We start from the raw sequence: 16,267 nt of genomic DNA on the forward strand, positions 1-16,267 counted from the left end.
ATCAGCATGCTAAGTTCTGATGTATCGCAAGTCTTTTAATCCAGAGGAGTCCTCCGTATGACCGAGCAAGCAATAGATTTACCCGTTTTGGTGGCTGGTGGTGGCATTGGTGGCCTGGCCGCTGCTTTGGCCTTGGTGCGCCAGGGTTTCAAGGTGCAGGTGTTTGAGCAGGCTGCAGAAATTGGCGAAATTGGTGCTGGCATCCAGCTCGGCCCTAATGCTTTTCATGCCTTTGATGCGCTGGGGGTGGGGGATAAAGCGCGGGCTCGGGCGGTCTACACCGACTACATGGTCATGCACGATGCGATTGATGAATACCAGGTGGGCAAAATCCCGACCGGTGAAGCATTTCTAAAACGCTTTGGCAACCCCTATGCCGTGATTCACCGGGTGGATGTGCACTTGTCGTTGCTTGAAGGGGCGCAAGAAACCGGCAAGGTGGAATTTCACACCAGCACCCGTATTGAGCGCGTGGAACAATCCGAGGGCAGCGTGACGGTGTATGACCAGAATGGCAAGGCCTGGACGGGGCAAGCACTGATTGGTGCCGATGGCGGCAAATCCGTGGTGCGCAAGCAGTATGTGAATGACCCGCCGCGCATCACCGGCCATGTGGTGTACCGCTCGGTGATTGACAAAAAAGACTTTCCTGAAAACCTGCAATGGAACGCCGCCAGCATCTGGGTTGGCCCCAAATGTCACCTGGTGCACTACCCGCTGCGCGGGGGCGAGCAGTACAACGTGGTGGTTACCTTCCACAGCCGCCAGCAGGAAGAGTGGGGTGTCACCGAGGGCAGCAAGGAAGAAGTGCAAAGCTACTTCACCGACATCTGCCCGAAAGCCCGCCAGTTGATCGACCTGCCCAAGAGCTGGAAACGCTGGGCCACCGCTGACCGCGAGCCGATTGGCACCTGGGTGTTTGGCCGCGCTACCATTTTGGGCGATGCCGCGCACCCCACTACCCAGTACATGGCGCAAGGGGCGTGTATGGCGCTGGAAGATGCGGTCACGCTGGGGGAAGCCCTGCGCGTGAATGGTAATGACTGGACCAAGGCCCTGGCGCTGTACCAGCGCTCCCGCGTGGCGCGTACTGCCCGCATCGTGCTCTCGGGGCGTGAAATGGGTCGTCTCTACCACGCTGCTGGCGTGGAGCGGCTGGTGCGTAACAGCTTGTGGAAAGGCCGCACGCCTGAGCGTTTTTATGACGCGATGGAATGGCTGTATGGCTGGAATGTGGGCAACTGTCTGGCCAGCGATTGAGCATTAACCTAGGATTAAAGGAACACACCATGAATGAATTAGGCCGCCTGGAAGATCTGCCGCAGGACTACCGTGATGATCTGACACAACTCAATCTGGTGCCTTTGTGGCCCAGCTTGCGCGCGGTGTTGCCGCCGCACGTTCCGGCGCGTAAAACGCAACCAACGTTATGGTCCTACGCCACTTTGCGCCCCTTGTTGCTGCGCGCCGGTGAACTGACCCCGATGGAAAAGGCCGAACGCCGTGTCCTGGTGTTGGCCAACCCTGGCCATGGTCTGGAAAAAATGCAGGCCAGCGCCGCCATGTACCTGGGCATGCAGTTGCTGCTGCCAGGCGAATGGGCCCCATCCCACAAACACACTCCCAATGCGGTGCGCATGATTGTGGAAGGTGAGGGTGCCTGGACCACGGTGGACGGCGAAAAGTGCCCTATGGCGCGGGGGGACTTGATCCTGACCCCTACCGGGCTGTGGCACGAGCATGGCCATGACGGTGACCAGCCGGTGGTCTGGCTGGATGTGCTGGATTTGCCCATTGTGTATTTTCTGGAAGCCTCCTACGTCACCGAAGGCCAGCGTCAGGAGCAAAAAACCAGCCGCGGTGACCGTGCCTGGACACGTGCAGGTGTGGTGCCTAGCCCGGTGTTCGAGCGCACCAACAAGCGTAACCCGGTGTTGCGTTACCCCTGGGCGGATGCCCGTGCCGCTTTGTTGTCCTTGGCCGAAGACCAACCCGAACTGGAGTCGGTGCAGGTCACGTATATCAACCCTGAAACCGGCGGGGATGCCGAAAACATCTTGGGTTTTTATGCCTTGATGTTGCGCCCTGGCCAGACATTGACCTTGCCGGCACGTTCACCTGCACAGGTGTTCCATCTGATTGAAGGCCGTGTAGCGGCCAAGATCGTGGACAGTACATTTATCCTGGCTGAGGCTGACACCTGCTGCGCTCCGGGCTATGAAAAAGTGAGCTTGACGAACCAACTGGCTGACAAACCGTCTTTTGTTTTCATCGCTGACGAATCTCCCCTGCACCGCAAGCTCGGTGTGTACGAAAACCGCGGTTAAGCGCCCACCCTATTCAAGAAACCCCATGACTTCTTACCTCTGGAACCCTCCCGTTGTTCAATCCCTGCCGGTGCGCGGCAAGACCGAGCGCTTTCCGATCAACCGCCTGTTTTTTGTTGGCCGCAACTACCATGCTCATGCGGTGGAAATGGGCCGCCCGGTGGACAAGTCGGCCGAACGTCCGTTTTACTTCACCAAAGCACCGCAAACCCTGGTGGAGAGTGGTGCCACCATCGCTTATCCGCCCGGCACCGCCAACTACCACTTTGAGATGGAGATGGTGGTGGCCATTGGTGCGGCAGGTTTCCGTGTCGCGGCTGAAGATGCCCATCAGCTGATTTACGGCTACGCCGCCGGTCTGGACATGACCCGGCGCGATCTGCAACTGGTGGCGCGTGACAAGGGCCGCCCATGGGACTTGGGTAAAGACGTGGAGCAGTCCTCGGTTTGTACAGAAATTGTGCCTATGGAGCAGGTGGTTATTGCGCAAGGTGCTATCGCTTTGGAAGTGAATGGGCAAACCAAACAGTCTTCCAATGTGGACAAACTGATCTGGAATGTGCGCGAACTCATCGCGGATCTTTCGCTGTTCTACCACCTGCAACCTGGCGACCTGATCTACACCGGCACACCCGAAGGTGTCGGCCCGGTGGTGGCGGGTGACACCATCACGGGTCGGGTGGAAGGTGTGGCCGAGGTGGCCTTGACTATCAGCGCGGCTGAATAAGCTACCCATGCCCTCCATGAAGCTCTACAACTTCTTTCGCAGCGGTACTTCGCACCGCTTGCGTATTGCACTCAACCTCAAAGGGTTGACTCCTGACTATGTGGCGGTGGATTTGCGCACCGAACAGCACCTGAAGGATGCCTTCAAAGCGATCAACCCACAACAGTTGGTGCCCGCACTGGCGCTGGACGATGGCGCGGTGCTGATCCAGTCCCCCGCCATCATCGAGTGGCTGGAAGAAAGTTACCCCACACCCGCTTTGTTGCCAGCCTCGCCGCTGGATCGCGCCAGGGTGCGGGCTCTGGCCGCCATCGTCGGGTGTGACATTCACCCCATCAACAACCGGCGTATTCTGGAAACCCTGCGCCACCAGTTCAAGGCCGACGAAGCCGCCGTGAATGCCTGGTGTGCCACTTGGATCAGTGCCGGGTTTGATGCGTATGAGGCGCTGCTGGCGGCAGACCCACAGCGCGGGCGCTTCAGCTTTGGTGATGCACCGACGCTGGCGGATGTGTACCTGATCCCCCAAGTGGAGAGTGCGCGCCGCTTCAAGGTGGATGTCAGCCGCTGGCCCGCCATCGAAGCCATCGACAAGACCTGTGCTGGGCTGGACGCTTTCCGCCGTGCGGCCCCTGCTGCGCAGCCAGACGCTGCGTGAATTGCGCAACTTTCAACTGTATTTCTGGAGACATTGCATGATCATCCGTTTCAACGTACTGAAAAGCCTGGTGTTTGCTGCACCACTGGTGTTGGGCACTGCGGCCGTCCAGGCGCAGACGATCACCCTCAAGTTCGCCCACTTTTTGGCTCCCACCCACAACTTTCACAAAGGTGTGGCGGAGTATTGGTGCCACGCGATCGAGAAAGACTCAGGAGGCAAGCTCAAATGCCAGATCTATCCGGCACTGCAGCTTGGCGGCACACCCGCCATGCTGCCCGACCAGGTGAAGAATGGCGTAGCCGATGTGGCCTGGACATCACCGAGCTTTGCCACCGGCCGCTTCCCACGCACCGAAGCCCTGGAATTGCCATTCTCCTTGCCCCCAAGCAGCCTGGCAGGCACCCGCGCCATGTGGGAGTACACCCAGAAATTCGGCATGGAAGACTACAAAGACTTCAAAGTACTGGCCCTCTTCAGCGGCTCCAACGTAGTCATCAGCACCGCCAAGAAACCAGTGCTCTCTGCCCAAGACCTCAAAGGACTCAAATTACGCAGCCCATCACGCTACGCCTCCCTGTTTCTGAGCGGCTTGGGGGGAACCCCGGTGAACATGCCCGTGGCGGCAGTCACCGAAGGCATCTCCAAAGGCGTGATCGACGGGGCCATGGCCCCCTGGGAAGTACTACCCGCCGTCAAGATTGACGAAGTCACCAAATACCACATGGAAGGCCAGGCCAACCAGCCCGGCTTCACCCAGACACCCTTCGCCGTGCTGATGAACAAGGCCAAATACGAAGGACTCACCCCCGAGCTGAAAGCAGTCATCGACAAACACAGCGGCCTGTCCTTGTCGGAAGTCGCCGCCAAAGTCTGGGATGACGGCAGCGAAGCCGCCAAGAAGAAATTAACCGCACAGGGCAACAAAATCCTCACCATCAAGGATGAAGACTACAACGCCATGAAACCTGCGGGTGCTGCCGTCGAAGCCGACTGGATCAAACAAGCCAACGCCAAGGGCCTGGATGGCGCCAAGTTGGCCGCTGAAGTGCATGCACTGGGCAAAAAAATACCAACCCAAATAAACCCGCTTGTACAGGAGCAGGCACCCCACCTGCCCTCTTGTCGGCCTGCATGCTGCGGCAGCAGGCTGTTTTTAATCTCGAAAGAAATTTGCCATGGCTGAACTCTTACCCGACGACGACCGCGTCATCCACCCTCAGCGCAAGGGACTGGTGCGCCAGCTTGACAACGTGGTGACCTGGTGGGCGCTGTCTGGTGGCTTCGTCTTTGTGGCACTGGTGGTGATGTCCATCGTCTCCATCGTCGGGCGCAAACTGTTTTCCTCGCCCATTGAAGGGGATATGGAACTGTTGATGATGGGCGCGGCGATTGGCTCGGCCGCCTTTTTGCCGGTGTGTGAAATGCACGACCACCACATCAAGGTCGATGCCCTGACCACCTGGATGAGCCCGCGTGCCCGCGCAGCGCTGGATGCCCTTGCCCACGCCCTGCTGATGCTGGCCGCGGCAGTCATCACCTGGCGCACGCTGCTCTACACCATCGAATGCCATGAGAACATGGAAGTCTCGGCCCTCTTGCTGGTGCCGGTCTGGCAACCCGTGGTGTTGATGGTGCCCAGCTTTGCCTTGCTGGCCGCCGCAGCCCTTTACCGGCTGACCGTTTCAACCCAGCTTGCACTCGGAGCCCAGCCATGAGCGGTATGACCATCGGACTGTTGATCTTTGCCGGCCTGCTCGTCTTGCTGGCCCTGCGCATTCACGTGGGCATCGGCATGCTGCTGGGTGGCTCGGCCGGGTTCCTGGCCATGAACGGCGGGGACCCGTCCTCACTGCTGTTTACCTTGAACCACCTGGCCTATGCGCGCCTGTCCAATTACGACCTGGCAGTGATTCCGCTGTTCATGCTGATGGGGCAGTTTGCCACCCACGGTGGCCTGTCCAAATCACTGTTCAAGTTCGCGGCTGCCTTCATGGGGCATTGGCGCGGTGGACTGGCCATGGCCGCCACTGGTGCCTGTGCCGGTTTTGGGGCCATTTGCGGCTCCTCCCTGGCCACGGCGGCCACCATGGCCCAGGTGGCTTTGCCTGAGTTACGTGCGCATGGCTATTCCGGGCGCTTGTCCACCGGTACGCTGGCGGCGGCGGGCACGTTGGGCATCATGATTCCGCCCTCGGTGCCACTGGTGATTTATGCGGTGCTGACGCAGGAGTCGATTGGCAAGCTGTTCATGGCCGCCGTCATCCCGGGTTTGATGGCCATGACCGGTTACATGCTGGTGATCCGCATTTTGGTCACGCTTGACCCCAAGGCCGGCCCGGCGGGTGAGAAACACAGCTGGACCGAGCGCCTGACGGCCACGCTGGCGGTGCTCCCGGTGATGGGGGTGTTTACGGTGGTGATTGTGGGTATCTACGGTGGCTGGGCCAACCCGACCGAGGCGGCCTCGATTGGGGCTGCGGCTTGCGGCATCCTGGCCATCATCTCTGGTGGCATGCGCTGGAAGGGTATCAAGGAGAGTCTGATGGGCACGGCTTACGCCACGGCCATGATTTTTATGGTGCTGCTGGGGGCTGACTTGCTGAATTCGGGCCTGGCGATCACCCAGTTGCCGACCGAACTGGCTGAATGGGTCAAGACCAGTGGGCTGCCACCGATGGCGGTGCTGATCGCCATTTTGCTGATCTATGTGTTGCTGGGTTGTGTGATGGATTCGCTGGCGATGATTTTGCTGACCATCCCTATTTTTTACCCGATGGTGATGGGGCTGGACTTCTTTGGCATGAGTGTGCCCGACAAGTCGGTCTGGTTTGGCATTTTGGCGTTGATGGTGGTGGAGATTGGTCTGGTGCACCCGCCGGTGGGGATGAATCTGTTCATTATCCAGAAGCTGGCCAAAGATGTGCCCTACATGGAAACGGCCAAGGGGGGTGATGCCTTTTCTGGCTTCGGACTTCATGCGCATCGGCTTTTTTGATCGCGTTTCCGGCCATCTCTTTGTGGCTGGTGCGGTCGATGTGATGTATCTCCCATTTATTGAATGATCAAGGAAGTCCACATGACCACCTCTTTTCCTGCTGCCGACGGCGATGCGCCGATCCAGGATTTCTCGCAATGCCATGCAGGTATTGTCAAACGGCTTCACCTGCTGGGGGGAGTTGCCTGCGTTGCTGGCCCCGGCAGAGCGTGCCCGTCAGATTGCCGAGCATTCGCTGGCTTTTTTTCGGGAAGCCATTTTTTGAGCATCATCTGGATGAGGAGCGTGAGCTGTTTCCGGTTGTGCTGGCACACGCCGAAAAGGGCGCTGAACAAGAACAGGTGAAAACCATGGTGAAACGTCTGACCGATGAGCACCGCGAACTGGAGACTTTGTGGAAACGCATCGAATCGGGTTTGAAGAAGGTGGCCAAGGGTCGTTTTGACGAGGTGGATACCGAGGAGGTGCAGCGCCTGGTGACTCAGTACCTGGCCCATGCCGAGTTTGAGGAACAAGCGTTTCTGCCCCTCTCATCCACCATTCTGGGGCGTAATGCCAATCACATGGCCGCTCTGGGCTTGTCTCTGCATATGCGCCATTCCCATGAGCCGGTGTCTACTTATCTTTGAGTTGGTTGTGGTTTTTATATGAAAAATAGTGCTCTAGCGCTTATAACGTAAGCGCTAGAAGCTACATTATTTATAGCAATCAAGTGGGCCAGGTGGAACCGTGTTCCGGCACAGTGGCACGCCAACCCAGTTCGTGGGTGATGCGGCCACGCAGGGTATCTGCCGGGCCGGGTTCCCCATGTACCACATAGACCTGGCCGGGTGGCTCGGGCATGGTGCGCAACCAGGCCAGCAATTGGTTGGCATCCGCGTGGGCAGAAGCTGACTGGAGTTGTACCACTTCGGCATTGACCGTCACGTCGCGGCCATGGATGCGCACCGACTTGGCCGAATTGGCCAGGGTGTCTCCGCGTGTGCCGGGGGCCTGGTAGCCGGTCAGGATGATCATGTTGCGATGGTCGTCGGCGTAATGCGCCAAGTGGTGCAAGACACGTCCGCCGGTAGCCATGCCGCTGGCCGACAGGATCACCATCGGGCCATGGCGGCTGGCCAGGGCTTTGGACTCATCGGTGCTGTTGACCATGGTGGCGTTGCGTGTCAGTGCATGGGCATCCTGGCGGCTCAGTCGGTGTTCGCCAAGATGCTCTTCAAACAGGTGGGTGGTGTGTACCGCCATTGGGCTGTCCAGAAAAACCGGCAATGAGGAGGGTATTTCACCTTTCATTTTGAGCAGGTGAATGGCATGCAGCAGGGCTTGGGCACGGCCCACGGCAAACACGGGAACCACTGCCACACCGCCGCGCTTGGCGACGCGGGCCAGGGCCGGGGCCAGTTCAGACAAGATGTCTTCCTGCGGGTGAATGCGGTCGCCGTATGTGGATTCAATCAGCACCGTGTCGGCTTGCGGGGCGGGGTCTGGGGGGCTCATGATCAGGTCGTCCGGGCGACCGAGGTCGCCCGAGAACAAGATGCGTCGACCCGCCACTTCCAGCAGGATGCTGGAGGCCCCCAAAATGTGCCCGGCCGGGCTGAAGCTGGCTTTCCAGCCGGGCAAGGGCGTGATGATCTTGCCAAACTCAACGCCCTTGATCAGAGGCAACGCATCGAGCCCGTCTTGCCGGGTGTACAGGGGCAGGGCGGGGCTGTGTTTGCTGAAGGCGTGCCGATTGGCAAACAGGGCATCTTCTTCCTGGATGTGGCCGCTGTCTGGCCACAAAATTTTGCACAGATCACGGGTGCCCTGGCTGGCCCACACATGACCTGAAAAACCCTCTTTGGCCAGCAAGGGCAGGTAGCCGCTGTGATCCAGGTGGGCGTGGGTCAGCAAAACCGCATCAATGCGATTGGGGGCCATTGGCAACGGTGTCCAGTTGCGCAGCCGCAATTGTTTGTAGCCCTGAAACAAACCGCAATCCACCAGCACACATTTGCCGTCGTGGCGCACCAAGTATTTGGAGCCGGTGACCGTGCCTGACCCGCCCAGGAAAGTGATGTTGACGCTCATGTTGTTGTCTCCGTGAGTTGTGTTGAGCATAAAAAAACCACGCTGTGAGGGGGTAACAGCGTGGTTTATTTTGATGGAAATCTCAGAGAAAAGAAGGCGCTATTTCAACTGAAAAAGCTTTTCAGCCGGTCTGTCCAGCTGTCTCCTGTGGGGGAGTGTTTACCGCCGCCTTTTTTCAGGGACTCATCAAGCTCGCGCAACAGCTTGCGCTGGTGTTCGGTGAGTTTGACCGGTGTTTCCACCAGAATGTGGCAGTACAAATCGCCAGGGTAGCTGGCGCGCACGCCTTTGATACCTTTGCCGCGCAGGCGGAACTGCTTGCCGGTTTGGGTGCCTTCGGGGATGTCGATGGCAGCTTTCCCCGCCAAAGTCGGCACGTCAATTTCGCCACCAAGTGTGGCAGTGACGATGCTGATGGGCACCGAGCAGTGTAAATCGTCACCATCACGCTCGAAGATGTCGTGTTTTTTCAGGCGAATTTCAATGTACAGGTCGCCCGCCGGGCCACCGTTGGTGCCTGGCTCGCCGTTGCCGGCACTGCGGATACGCATGCCGCCGTCAATGCCTGCCGGGATTTTGACTTCTAGCGTTTTCTGCTTTTTGATCTTGCCCTGGCCATGGCACGCGGTGCAGGGTTCAGGAATCACCTTGCCGGTACCGCGGCAGGTGGGGCAGGTTTGCTGCACGCTGAAAAAGCCTTGACGCATTTGCACCGAGCCTGTGCCGCTGCAAGTGCCGCAGGTTTTGGCTTGTGTGCCTGGTTTGGCACCGCTACCGTGGCACACATCGCAGTTGTCCCAGCTGGGGATGCGAATTTGGGCATCTTTGCCTTTGGCGGCTTCTTCCAGGGTGACTTCCATGGCGTAACTCAGGTCGCTACCACGGTATACCTGGCGTCCACCCCCGGCACGCCCCCGCTGTTGGCCAAACATATCGCCAAAAATATCACCAAACGCTTCGGCGAAACCACCATAGGCTTCCGCTCCGCCGGGGCCACCACGCATGTTGGGGTCTACACCGGCAAAACCGTGCTGGTCGTAGGCGGCCCGTTTTTGCGGGTCGGACAGCATCTCATAGGCTTCCTTGGACTCCTTGAATTTCTCTTCTGCTGCCTTGGCGGCATCACCCTGGTTGCGATCAGGGTGATGCTTCATCGCATGCTTGCGATAAGCTTTTTTGATTTCTTCGTCTGTGGCGTTTTTGGGAACACCCAGAACTTCGTAGTAATCTCTTTTTGCCATGTGTATTCAGTGCCTGGTTTCAATGCAAACGCCGCATTGAACTTTCAAGGTCCAACGCGGCGCGGATCAGCTGTTGAGTAAGCCGTTGTGAAACAAGAGCTTAGGGTTTCTTGACTTCTTTCACTTCAGCATCGACCACATTGTCGTCGGCTTGCTGTGCGCCACCTTGCGAGCCAGCTGAACCTGCTTGTCCGGCATCACCAGCGGGTGCACCTTCAGCAGCTTGCTTGGCCTGCATGTCAGCGTACATTTTTTCGCCGAGTTTTTGGCTCACCGTCATCAGGGATGTACTCTTTTCTTCAATCAGCGCTTTGTCGTCACCTTTGATGGCATCTTCCAGGTGCTTGATAGCTTCTTCGATTTTTGCTTTTTCTGAAGCATCAATCTTGTCGCCGTATTCGGTCAGGCTCTTCTTGACGCTGTGCAGGTTGGCATCGGCTTGATTTTTAGCTTGCACCAGTTCAAGTTTCTTTTTGTCTTCGGCTGAATTCAGTTCAGCGTCTTTGACCATTTGCTGAATTTCGGCTTCAGACAAACCGGAGTTGGCCTTGATGGTGATCTTGTTTTCTTTGCCAGTGCCCTTGTCTTTGGCACCCACGTGCAAGATACCGTTGGCATCAATGTCGAATGAAACTTCAATTTGCGGTGTGCCACGTGCTGCGGGTGGAATACCTTCCAGATTGAACTCGCCCAGCATTTTGTTGCCTGCGGCGATTTCGCGCTCGCCCTGGAACACCTTGATGGTCACTGCAGGCTGGTTGTCATCGGCGGTCGAGAAGGTTTGCGCAAACTTGGTCGGAATGGTAGTGTTTTTGGCAATCATCTTGGTCATGACACCACCCAAGGTTTCAATGCCCAAGCTCAAGGGGGTCACGTCCAGCAGCAACACGTCTTTGCGGTCGCCAGAGAGCACCTGACCTTGAATCGCAGCACCTACAGCCACAGCTTCGTCAGGGTTCACGTCTTTGCGGGGTTCACGGCCAAAGAGTTCCTTGACTTTTTCCTGCACCTTGGGCATGCGGGTCATGCCTCCAACCAGAATCACATCATTGATATCAGCGGCGGCGACACCGGCATCTTTCATGGCTGTGCGGCAGGGCGCAATGGTGCGCTCAATTAACTCTTCCACCAAGCTTTCCAGCTTGGCGCGGGTGAGTTTGATGTTCAGGTGTTTCGGGCCGGTGGCATCAGCGGTCACGTAGGGCAGATTGATGTCGGTCTGGGCGCTGCTGGAGAGTTCGATTTTGGCTTTTTCAGCAGCTTCTTTCAGGCGTTGCAAGGCCAGCACGTCTTTGCTGAGGTCAACGCCTTGTTCTTTCTTGAACTCGGCAATGATGAAGTCAATCACACGCTGGTCAAAGTCTTCGCCACCCAGGAAGGTGTCACCGTTGGTGGAGAGCACTTCAAACTGTTTCTCGCCGTCCACATCGGCAATTTCGATGATGGAGATGTCAAACGTACCGCCACCCAGGTCATACACGGCGATTTTGCGGTCACCCTTTTCGTTTTTATCCATGCCGAAGGCCAAGGCAGCGGCTGTGGGTTCGTTGATGATGCGCTTGACTTCCAGGCCCGCGATACGGCCAGCGTCTTTGGTGGCTTGGCGCTGGGCATCATTGAAGTACGCGGGTACAGTGATGACGGCTTCGGTCACGGTTTCACCGAGGTAGTCTTCGGCGGTTTTTTTCATCTTGCGCAACACGTCGGCGCTGATCTGCTGGGGAGCCATGCGGTTGCCACGGACTTCTACCCAAGCATCACCGTTGTCGGCCGCGGCAATTTTGTAAGGCATCAGGTCGATGTCTTTTTGTACTTCTTTTTCCACGAACTTGCGACCAATCAGGCGTTTGACGGCGTAGAGCGTGTTTTTGGGGTTGGTGACGGCCTGACGTTTGGCCGATGCACCGACCAGCACTTCGCCATCTTCCTGGTAGGCGATGATGGACGGTGTGGTACGGGCACCTTCGGCGTTTTCAATCACTTTGGGCACATTGCCTTCCATGATGGCCACGCAGCTGTTGGTGGTGCCCAGATCGATACCGATGATTCTTCCCATGATGTTTCCTTAAAGTTTGGAGACCTTGCAGCTTTGATTCGAGTGCTGATCAGTCTTGAGTTTGTTTGTGATTCAGTTGCAATGAAGTTGCGGATAAGTGACTTGTTTTCAAGTCGTTCAAGCGAATTATTTTGGAGCGGCCACAGTGACCAGGGCAGGGCGCAAGATACGTTCAGCGATCAGGTAGCCTTTTTGTAGCACACTGACCACCGTATTGGCTTCTTGTTCTGAGGGCACCATGCTGATGGCTTGGTGCAAGTGGGGGTCAAATTTGTCGCTAGCCGCAGGGTTGATGGCCACCACCTTGTTGCGCTCCAGGGCTGACACGAGTTGACGCAACGTGGCTTGAGCACCTTCTCGAATGTGTTCCAGCGAGGCATCTTTGATGTTGAGGCCGGCTTCCAGGCTGTCAAGCACAGGAAGTAAGCTGTCGGCAAAGCCCTCAACGGCAAATTTGCGAGCCTTGGAGATTTCATCTTCAGCCCGACGACGTGCATTTTCGGCCTCGGCTTTGGCGCGCAGGTATTGATCTGCCAATTCGGCGCTTTTGGCTTTCAGCTCGGCGAGATCTGCCTGGCATTTTGCCAATGCCTCGTTTTCAAATTGAGCCACAGTTGCACCAATGTCGTCAGCGTGGTGTGACTCGGGTGTGTTTGTGGCCGATGAGTTGGGTTGGGCTTGAGTGGTGTCAGTCATTCGATTTGCGGGATGAAGTAAACGGCGATGCCAGGAGGTGGGGTTGCGTCTGCAAATTTCAAGAGATGTTTGAAGCAATTGTTTCTTGGTGATCAGCCATGGCATCAAATGGGCAGAAAAAAGCGGGCACGTGAACAGCCCGCTTTTCATGGAGAGGTGGGATCAGCCGAAAACAATACCCGATTCACCTTGTTGCCAACAACTCAACTTCAAATTTCAGCGTGGCGTTAGGCGGGATCACTCCGCCTGCACCACGTGACCCGTACCCCAATGCGGGTGGAATGATCAAGACACGTGTTCCGCCGACGCGCATACCGGCGACACCCTCGTCCCAACCCCGGATCACCATACCCGCGCCAAGACTGAACACAAACGGGTCGCGCCGATCTTTGCTGGAGTCAAATTTGCTGCCTTGTTGGCCATCCTGGTAAAGCCATCCGGTGTAATGCACGGTGACACTTTGCCCCTTGTTGGCTAAATCGCCCTCACCAATGACGGTGTCTTCGTAGTTGAGGCCTGATGCGGTGGTAGTCATGAAATTTTCTTGAAGTTAAAGGTAAATGATGGATCAGGTGCCTTTTTTGGCTTGACTTGCTGCCCACTTTGTGGCGAAGGCTGACAAGTCACCCATGCGTTTGAGCAGGTCTGCACCCATGGGGGTTACAAAATAGCCATTGCTGCCGTGATCAAGCAAGCTGGCTTCACGCAAATCCTTGATACGTGTGTTCAGTGTGTTAGGTGTGATGCCTCCAACGCTGTCTTGAAGTAGCCGAAAGGTTTGGGGGTGACCATCTTTCAGGGCCCACAAAACGCGGAGGGCATATCGGGATTCGAGCAGACTCAACAAAGGGCCGATGGCTGCATTTTCTTTGGTACTCATAGACAGGGGTCTCCTAAAAGGCGTAAAAATATCGCAAAAAGCTTAGGGGCGGGATCTCAAGTCCTTCTTAGCCTAATGCTCCGGCGAGCAGTTGAAACTATATCGCAAATTGATCTTGTGCTACATGTTTCATAGCTTTGAAATCAAAATTTGATGATGAGCGACCGAAATTTTCTTGCGACTAAACGTACAGAATGCTATGGTCTGAGAGCATTTTTATCAACTTATCTCTATTCAGCAGGCATCCTATGGTCATTAATTTTGAGCAGGTTCACAACTATTACGAACGCTTGGTCTTTGAAGCTGTGGCTGGCATGTCCTCCTCACACCCGGACTACAGCGCCGATAACTTGGCTGATGTGGCGTGTGTCACCCTCAATCGTTTGCCAGCCCGATACGTGCGGCATGATGTTGACATGATGTTTTACTTGACCGAGCAGGAGCGTCACCAGATTGAAGAGTCGTTAGCGGAGGCTCTCACATTTGCCTTTGCTTTTGTGGGAAAACGCATGGCCAAGTAAGGTGAATACACGGATGGGGACTATCTGCGTTGCATGCAGATTGGCTGATATCAGGGCTTGGTAACAGGCCAGCCTCGGCGCGACCACTCACTCATGCCGCCTCGCACAAAGCGAACATGAGGGTAACCACGTTCACGCAAGGCTTTGAGTATTTTGCTGGAGCGGTTTTGTGTGTTGCAGATCAAAAAAACAGGCTTGTCGGTGGCAGTGGGAATTTCACCCAACCGGGAGCCAAGTTGACTCATGGGCAATAGTTTGGCACCTTTTGCTACACCGGTGGCTTGTTCAGCAGGTTCACGAATGTCGATCAGCGTCACGTGGCCTGCCTCCAGTTCGGCACGGGCGGTTTCCAGTGACACCGAATTGTCATCACTGCTTGGCGAACTGCAAGCTGTCATCGCAAAGCCACTCAGCAGGCCGGCTATAAAGATTTGACGACGTGTCAGCCTGAACTTTGTCATGCTTGGCATGGGAGAAATTGCGGGAAAGTGTGTCATGCAGGTTTGAAATTTTTTTTTGAAAATCTGTGCAATGGGCATCAGTGTGCTTGATTATTGCAAGGACTTGGCAAGCGCCTGGGCAAGGCGTGGGCCAAAATGTTCTATTTCTGCCAGCGGCGCGTAGCCATAGCCAATGACCAGTCCGCGCAGGTCTTGGCGGCTCAGGCAATAGGCTGACAGGGGGCGTACCACCAGACCAGTTTGGCGCAGTTGCAGCGCCAGGGCTTTGTCGTCAAAGTGATCTGGCAGACGCATACACAGATGCAGCCCCTGCTCGGCTCCCGTGATACGTGCGTTCTCACCCAGGCAGGGTTGCAGGGCGTTCAGCAGGCACTGGCGACGCTGGCCATAGCTTTGCCGGGCACGGCGTAAAGCGCTGGCAAAGTGGCCCATATCAATGAATTCGGCCAGAGCGGCTTGTACTGGCATTTGTCCGGGGCGGTTCAGGTCGTAATGAGCGCGTTTGAATGCGGCTGCCAAATTTTTGGGCACCACCAGATAACCCAGTTTGAGCCCCGGGTAAAGTACCTTGGAGAATGAACCCATGTACAACACTTGGCTATGTGTATCCAGTCCGGCCAAGGATGAAATGGGTGGTCCACTGAAACGGAATTCGCTGTCATAGTCGTCTTCCAGCACCCAGGCTTTGTGCTGACGGGCCAAAGACAGGAGCTGGTGGCGGCGTTCCAGCGACATCACCGCACCGGTGGGGTATTGGTGTGACGGAGTCACGTAGATCAGCTTGGGTTGCGTCGTGTTGTCTTGTGGCCGGGGGACCATGCCTTGTTTGTCTACGGGAATGCCATGCAGACGCAAGCCGGTAGCCATGAAGGCTTTGACCGCCCCCCAGTAAGCCGGGTCTTCCAGCCAGACGGTGTCGTTGGGGTCAGCCAGTAGTTGAGCACAAAGCCCAAGTGATTCTTGAGTGCCGCTGGTCACAATAACTTGTTCAATATCCACGGGCACACTTCGAAATACGCGCAAATAGTCGGTGATCGCACGGCGCAGTGGCCCATATCCGCCTGCACTGCTGTAATCCAGCATGTCGGGGTAGGTCATACGCCAGTGCTTGTTTTGCAGACGTTGCCACAAGGCCACCGGGAAAGCACTGAAATCGGCTATGCCAGGGGTAAAGGGTTGCACCTCCAGATCAACCGCGCAAAAGGTGTTGCTCAATGCTTGGCCTCGGTGTGAGAGTTTTTCAGGCTGCATGCTGACCGGCCGGCCTCGTGGCTGGATCACTTGAGGCACATTTTGGTTGACATAAGTGCCACTGCCGACCCGGCTGATCAGGTAGCCCTCTACGGCCAACTGGTTCAGCGCAGCCACTACGGTGTTGCGTGACAGGTTCAGGTCGTGCATGAGTTCGCGGCTGGAGGGAAGCCGTTCGCCCGCTTGCAGTTTGCCGTTCAGAATGGTACGGCGAAGTGCTTCGTAGAGTTGGCGATGCAGTGGCAGCTTGCTGCTTTGAGACAAAGCCGCGATTTCGGTCAAGAGAAGTTCGGATAGCATGGCTTCAGGCAGTGCTTAAGTGGCACCACGTGTTTGCATTAAATGGCCCTGATTGTGAACCAATTCACCCGCCACAAT

The 16,267-nt window shown here is 56.6% G+C and carries 18 protein-coding genes; 10 read left to right on the top strand and 8 right to left on the bottom strand.

The window, feature by feature from the left end:
• Positions 1 to 57 precede the first annotated feature (57 nt).
• The 9 genes from LDN84_RS09545 (at position 58) to LDN84_RS09580 (ending at position 7,339) form a co-directional block, all read left to right on the top strand.
• Complete coding sequence (locus tag LDN84_RS09545) at positions 58 to 1,260, top strand: 3-hydroxybenzoate 6-monooxygenase (RefSeq protein ID WP_223911710.1); 1,203 nt, start codon at positions 58 to 60, stop codon at positions 1,258 to 1,260.
• Between the two features lie 29 nt (positions 1,261 to 1,289).
• Entirely contained in the window at positions 1,290 to 2,327 is a 1,038-nt protein-coding gene (locus LDN84_RS09550; protein ID WP_223911714.1) for a cupin domain-containing protein, read from the top strand.
• Positions 2,328 to 2,352: 25 nt separating this feature from the next.
• Positions 2,353 to 3,054 carry a fumarylacetoacetate hydrolase family protein gene (locus LDN84_RS09555; RefSeq protein ID WP_223911717.1) on the top strand — a complete coding sequence of 234 codons (702 nt, stop codon included), beginning with the start codon at positions 2,353 to 2,355 and terminating at the stop codon, positions 3,052 to 3,054.
• 16 nt (positions 3,055 to 3,070) lie between these two features.
• Complete coding sequence (gene maiA, locus LDN84_RS09560) at positions 3,071 to 3,712, top strand: maleylacetoacetate isomerase (protein WP_223912896.1); 642 nt, start codon at positions 3,071 to 3,073, stop codon at positions 3,710 to 3,712.
• A 37-nt stretch (positions 3,713 to 3,749) separates the two neighbouring features.
• Positions 3,750 to 4,898, top strand: coding sequence for a TRAP transporter substrate-binding protein (locus tag LDN84_RS09565; protein WP_223911720.1), 1,149 nt, complete (start codon positions 3,750 to 3,752; stop codon positions 4,896 to 4,898).
• Positions 4,891 to 5,430: a TRAP transporter small permease gene (locus LDN84_RS09570; RefSeq protein WP_223906824.1), complete on the top strand. Its 540-nt coding sequence runs from the start codon at positions 4,891 to 4,893 to the stop codon at positions 5,428 to 5,430. Before LDN84_RS09565 ends, LDN84_RS09570 begins: the two co-directional genes overlap by 8 nt.
• Positions 5,427 to 6,710 carry a TRAP transporter large permease gene (locus LDN84_RS09575; protein ID WP_317134833.1) on the top strand — a complete coding sequence of 428 codons (1,284 nt, stop codon included), beginning with the start codon at positions 5,427 to 5,429 and terminating at the stop codon, positions 6,708 to 6,710. Before LDN84_RS09570 ends, LDN84_RS09575 begins: the two co-directional genes overlap by 4 nt.
• Before the next feature lie 142 nt (positions 6,711 to 6,852).
• A complete protein-coding gene (locus LDN84_RS22875) occupies positions 6,853 to 6,975 on the top strand; it encodes a hypothetical protein (protein WP_255610514.1) in 123 nt (40 codons plus the stop codon).
• 37 nt (positions 6,976 to 7,012) lie between these two features.
• Positions 7,013 to 7,339, top strand: coding sequence for a hemerythrin domain-containing protein (locus LDN84_RS09580; RefSeq protein ID WP_255610515.1), 327 nt, complete (start codon positions 7,013 to 7,015; stop codon positions 7,337 to 7,339).
• Between the two features lie 79 nt (positions 7,340 to 7,418).
• Here the strand turns inward: LDN84_RS09580 and LDN84_RS09585 are convergent, their stop codons facing one another.
• From LDN84_RS09585 to LDN84_RS09610, 6 genes are all read right to left on the bottom strand, one after another.
• Positions 7,419 to 8,783 (bottom strand): MBL fold metallo-hydrolase, encoded by a 1,365-nt coding sequence (locus tag LDN84_RS09585; protein ID WP_223911725.1) that lies wholly within the window; start codon positions 8,781 to 8,783, stop codon positions 7,419 to 7,421.
• Between the two features lie 104 nt (positions 8,784 to 8,887).
• Positions 8,888 to 10,024, bottom strand: coding sequence for a molecular chaperone DnaJ (dnaJ, locus tag LDN84_RS09590; protein ID WP_223911728.1), 1,137 nt, complete (start codon positions 10,022 to 10,024; stop codon positions 8,888 to 8,890).
• 100 nt (positions 10,025 to 10,124) lie between these two features.
• On the bottom strand, positions 10,125 to 12,080 hold the full coding sequence (gene dnaK, locus LDN84_RS09595; RefSeq protein WP_223911731.1) for a molecular chaperone DnaK: 1,956 nt from the start codon (positions 12,078 to 12,080) through the stop codon (positions 10,125 to 10,127).
• Between the two features lie 126 nt (positions 12,081 to 12,206).
• Positions 12,207 to 12,776: a nucleotide exchange factor GrpE gene (grpE, locus tag LDN84_RS09600; protein ID WP_223911734.1), complete on the bottom strand. Its 570-nt coding sequence runs from the start codon at positions 12,774 to 12,776 to the stop codon at positions 12,207 to 12,209.
• A gap of 184 nt (positions 12,777 to 12,960) precedes the next feature.
• Positions 12,961 to 13,311, bottom strand: a complete 351-nt coding sequence (locus tag LDN84_RS09605; RefSeq protein WP_223911737.1) for an FKBP-type peptidyl-prolyl cis-trans isomerase — start codon at positions 13,309 to 13,311, stop codon at positions 12,961 to 12,963.
• 33 nt (positions 13,312 to 13,344) lie between these two features.
• Complete coding sequence (locus LDN84_RS09610; RefSeq protein WP_223911742.1) at positions 13,345 to 13,656, bottom strand: winged helix-turn-helix transcriptional regulator; 312 nt, start codon at positions 13,654 to 13,656, stop codon at positions 13,345 to 13,347.
• Between the two features lie 248 nt (positions 13,657 to 13,904).
• Between LDN84_RS09610 and LDN84_RS09615 the strand changes: the two genes are divergently transcribed.
• On the top strand, positions 13,905 to 14,177 hold the full coding sequence (locus LDN84_RS09615; RefSeq protein ID WP_223911746.1) for a late competence development ComFB family protein: 273 nt from the start codon (positions 13,905 to 13,907) through the stop codon (positions 14,175 to 14,177).
• Between the two features lie 50 nt (positions 14,178 to 14,227).
• Here LDN84_RS09615 and LDN84_RS09620 read toward each other — a convergent pair whose 3' ends face one another.
• On the bottom strand, positions 14,228 to 14,647 hold the full coding sequence (locus LDN84_RS09620) for a rhodanese-like domain-containing protein (RefSeq protein ID WP_223911749.1): 420 nt from the start codon (positions 14,645 to 14,647) through the stop codon (positions 14,228 to 14,230).
• 81 nt (positions 14,648 to 14,728) lie between these two features.
• Positions 14,729 to 16,189: a MocR-like pyridoxine biosynthesis transcription factor PdxR gene (pdxR, locus tag LDN84_RS09625; protein WP_223911752.1), complete on the bottom strand. Its 1,461-nt coding sequence runs from the start codon at positions 16,187 to 16,189 to the stop codon at positions 14,729 to 14,731.
• Positions 16,190 to 16,267 lie beyond the last annotated feature (78 nt).

Origin of the sequence: Rhodoferax lithotrophicus, assembly GCF_019973615.1 — a bacterium.
In the GTDB taxonomy this organism is placed as follows: Bacteria; Pseudomonadota; Gammaproteobacteria; order Burkholderiales; family Burkholderiaceae_C; genus Rhodoferax; species Rhodoferax lithotrophicus.

Excerpts from the sequence above, each read along its gene's own strand:
- LDN84_RS09605 (WP_223911737.1), bottom strand. The coding sequence starts at position 13,311 with ATGACTACCACCGCATCAGGCCTCAACTACGAAGACACCGTCATTGGT.
- LDN84_RS09575 (WP_317134833.1), top strand. The coding sequence starts at position 5,427 with ATGAGCGGTATGACCATCGGACTGTTGATCTTTGCCGGCCTGCTCGTC.
- LDN84_RS09585 (WP_223911725.1), bottom strand. The coding sequence starts at position 8,783 with ATGAGCGTCAACATCACTTTCCTGGGCGGGTCAGGCACGGTCACCGGC.
- LDN84_RS09610 (WP_223911742.1), bottom strand. The coding sequence starts at position 13,656 with ATGAGTACCAAAGAAAATGCAGCCATCGGCCCTTTGTTGAGTCTGCTC.
- LDN84_RS09545 (WP_223911710.1), top strand. The coding sequence starts at position 58 with ATGACCGAGCAAGCAATAGATTTACCCGTTTTGGTGGCTGGTGGTGGC.
- LDN84_RS22875 (WP_255610514.1), top strand. The coding sequence starts at position 6,853 with ATGCAGGTATTGTCAAACGGCTTCACCTGCTGGGGGGAGTTGCCTGCG.
- pdxR (WP_223911752.1), bottom strand. The coding sequence starts at position 16,189 with ATGCTATCCGAACTTCTCTTGACCGAAATCGCGGCTTTGTCTCAAAGC.
- LDN84_RS09570 (WP_223906824.1), top strand. The coding sequence starts at position 4,891 with ATGGCTGAACTCTTACCCGACGACGACCGCGTCATCCACCCTCAGCGC.
- LDN84_RS09615 (WP_223911746.1), top strand. The coding sequence starts at position 13,905 with ATGGTCATTAATTTTGAGCAGGTTCACAACTATTACGAACGCTTGGTC.
- maiA (WP_223912896.1), top strand. The coding sequence starts at position 3,071 with ATGAAGCTCTACAACTTCTTTCGCAGCGGTACTTCGCACCGCTTGCGT.
- grpE (WP_223911734.1), bottom strand. The coding sequence starts at position 12,776 with ATGACTGACACCACTCAAGCCCAACCCAACTCATCGGCCACAAACACA.
- LDN84_RS09550 (WP_223911714.1), top strand. The coding sequence starts at position 1,290 with ATGAATGAATTAGGCCGCCTGGAAGATCTGCCGCAGGACTACCGTGAT.
- LDN84_RS09620 (WP_223911749.1), bottom strand. The coding sequence starts at position 14,647 with ATGCCAAGCATGACAAAGTTCAGGCTGACACGTCGTCAAATCTTTATA.
- dnaK (WP_223911731.1), bottom strand. The coding sequence starts at position 12,080 with ATGGGAAGAATCATCGGTATCGATCTGGGCACCACCAACAGCTGCGTG.
- LDN84_RS09555 (WP_223911717.1), top strand. The coding sequence starts at position 2,353 with ATGACTTCTTACCTCTGGAACCCTCCCGTTGTTCAATCCCTGCCGGTG.
- LDN84_RS09565 (WP_223911720.1), top strand. The coding sequence starts at position 3,750 with ATGATCATCCGTTTCAACGTACTGAAAAGCCTGGTGTTTGCTGCACCA.
- dnaJ (WP_223911728.1), bottom strand. The coding sequence starts at position 10,024 with ATGGCAAAAAGAGATTACTACGAAGTTCTGGGTGTTCCCAAAAACGCC.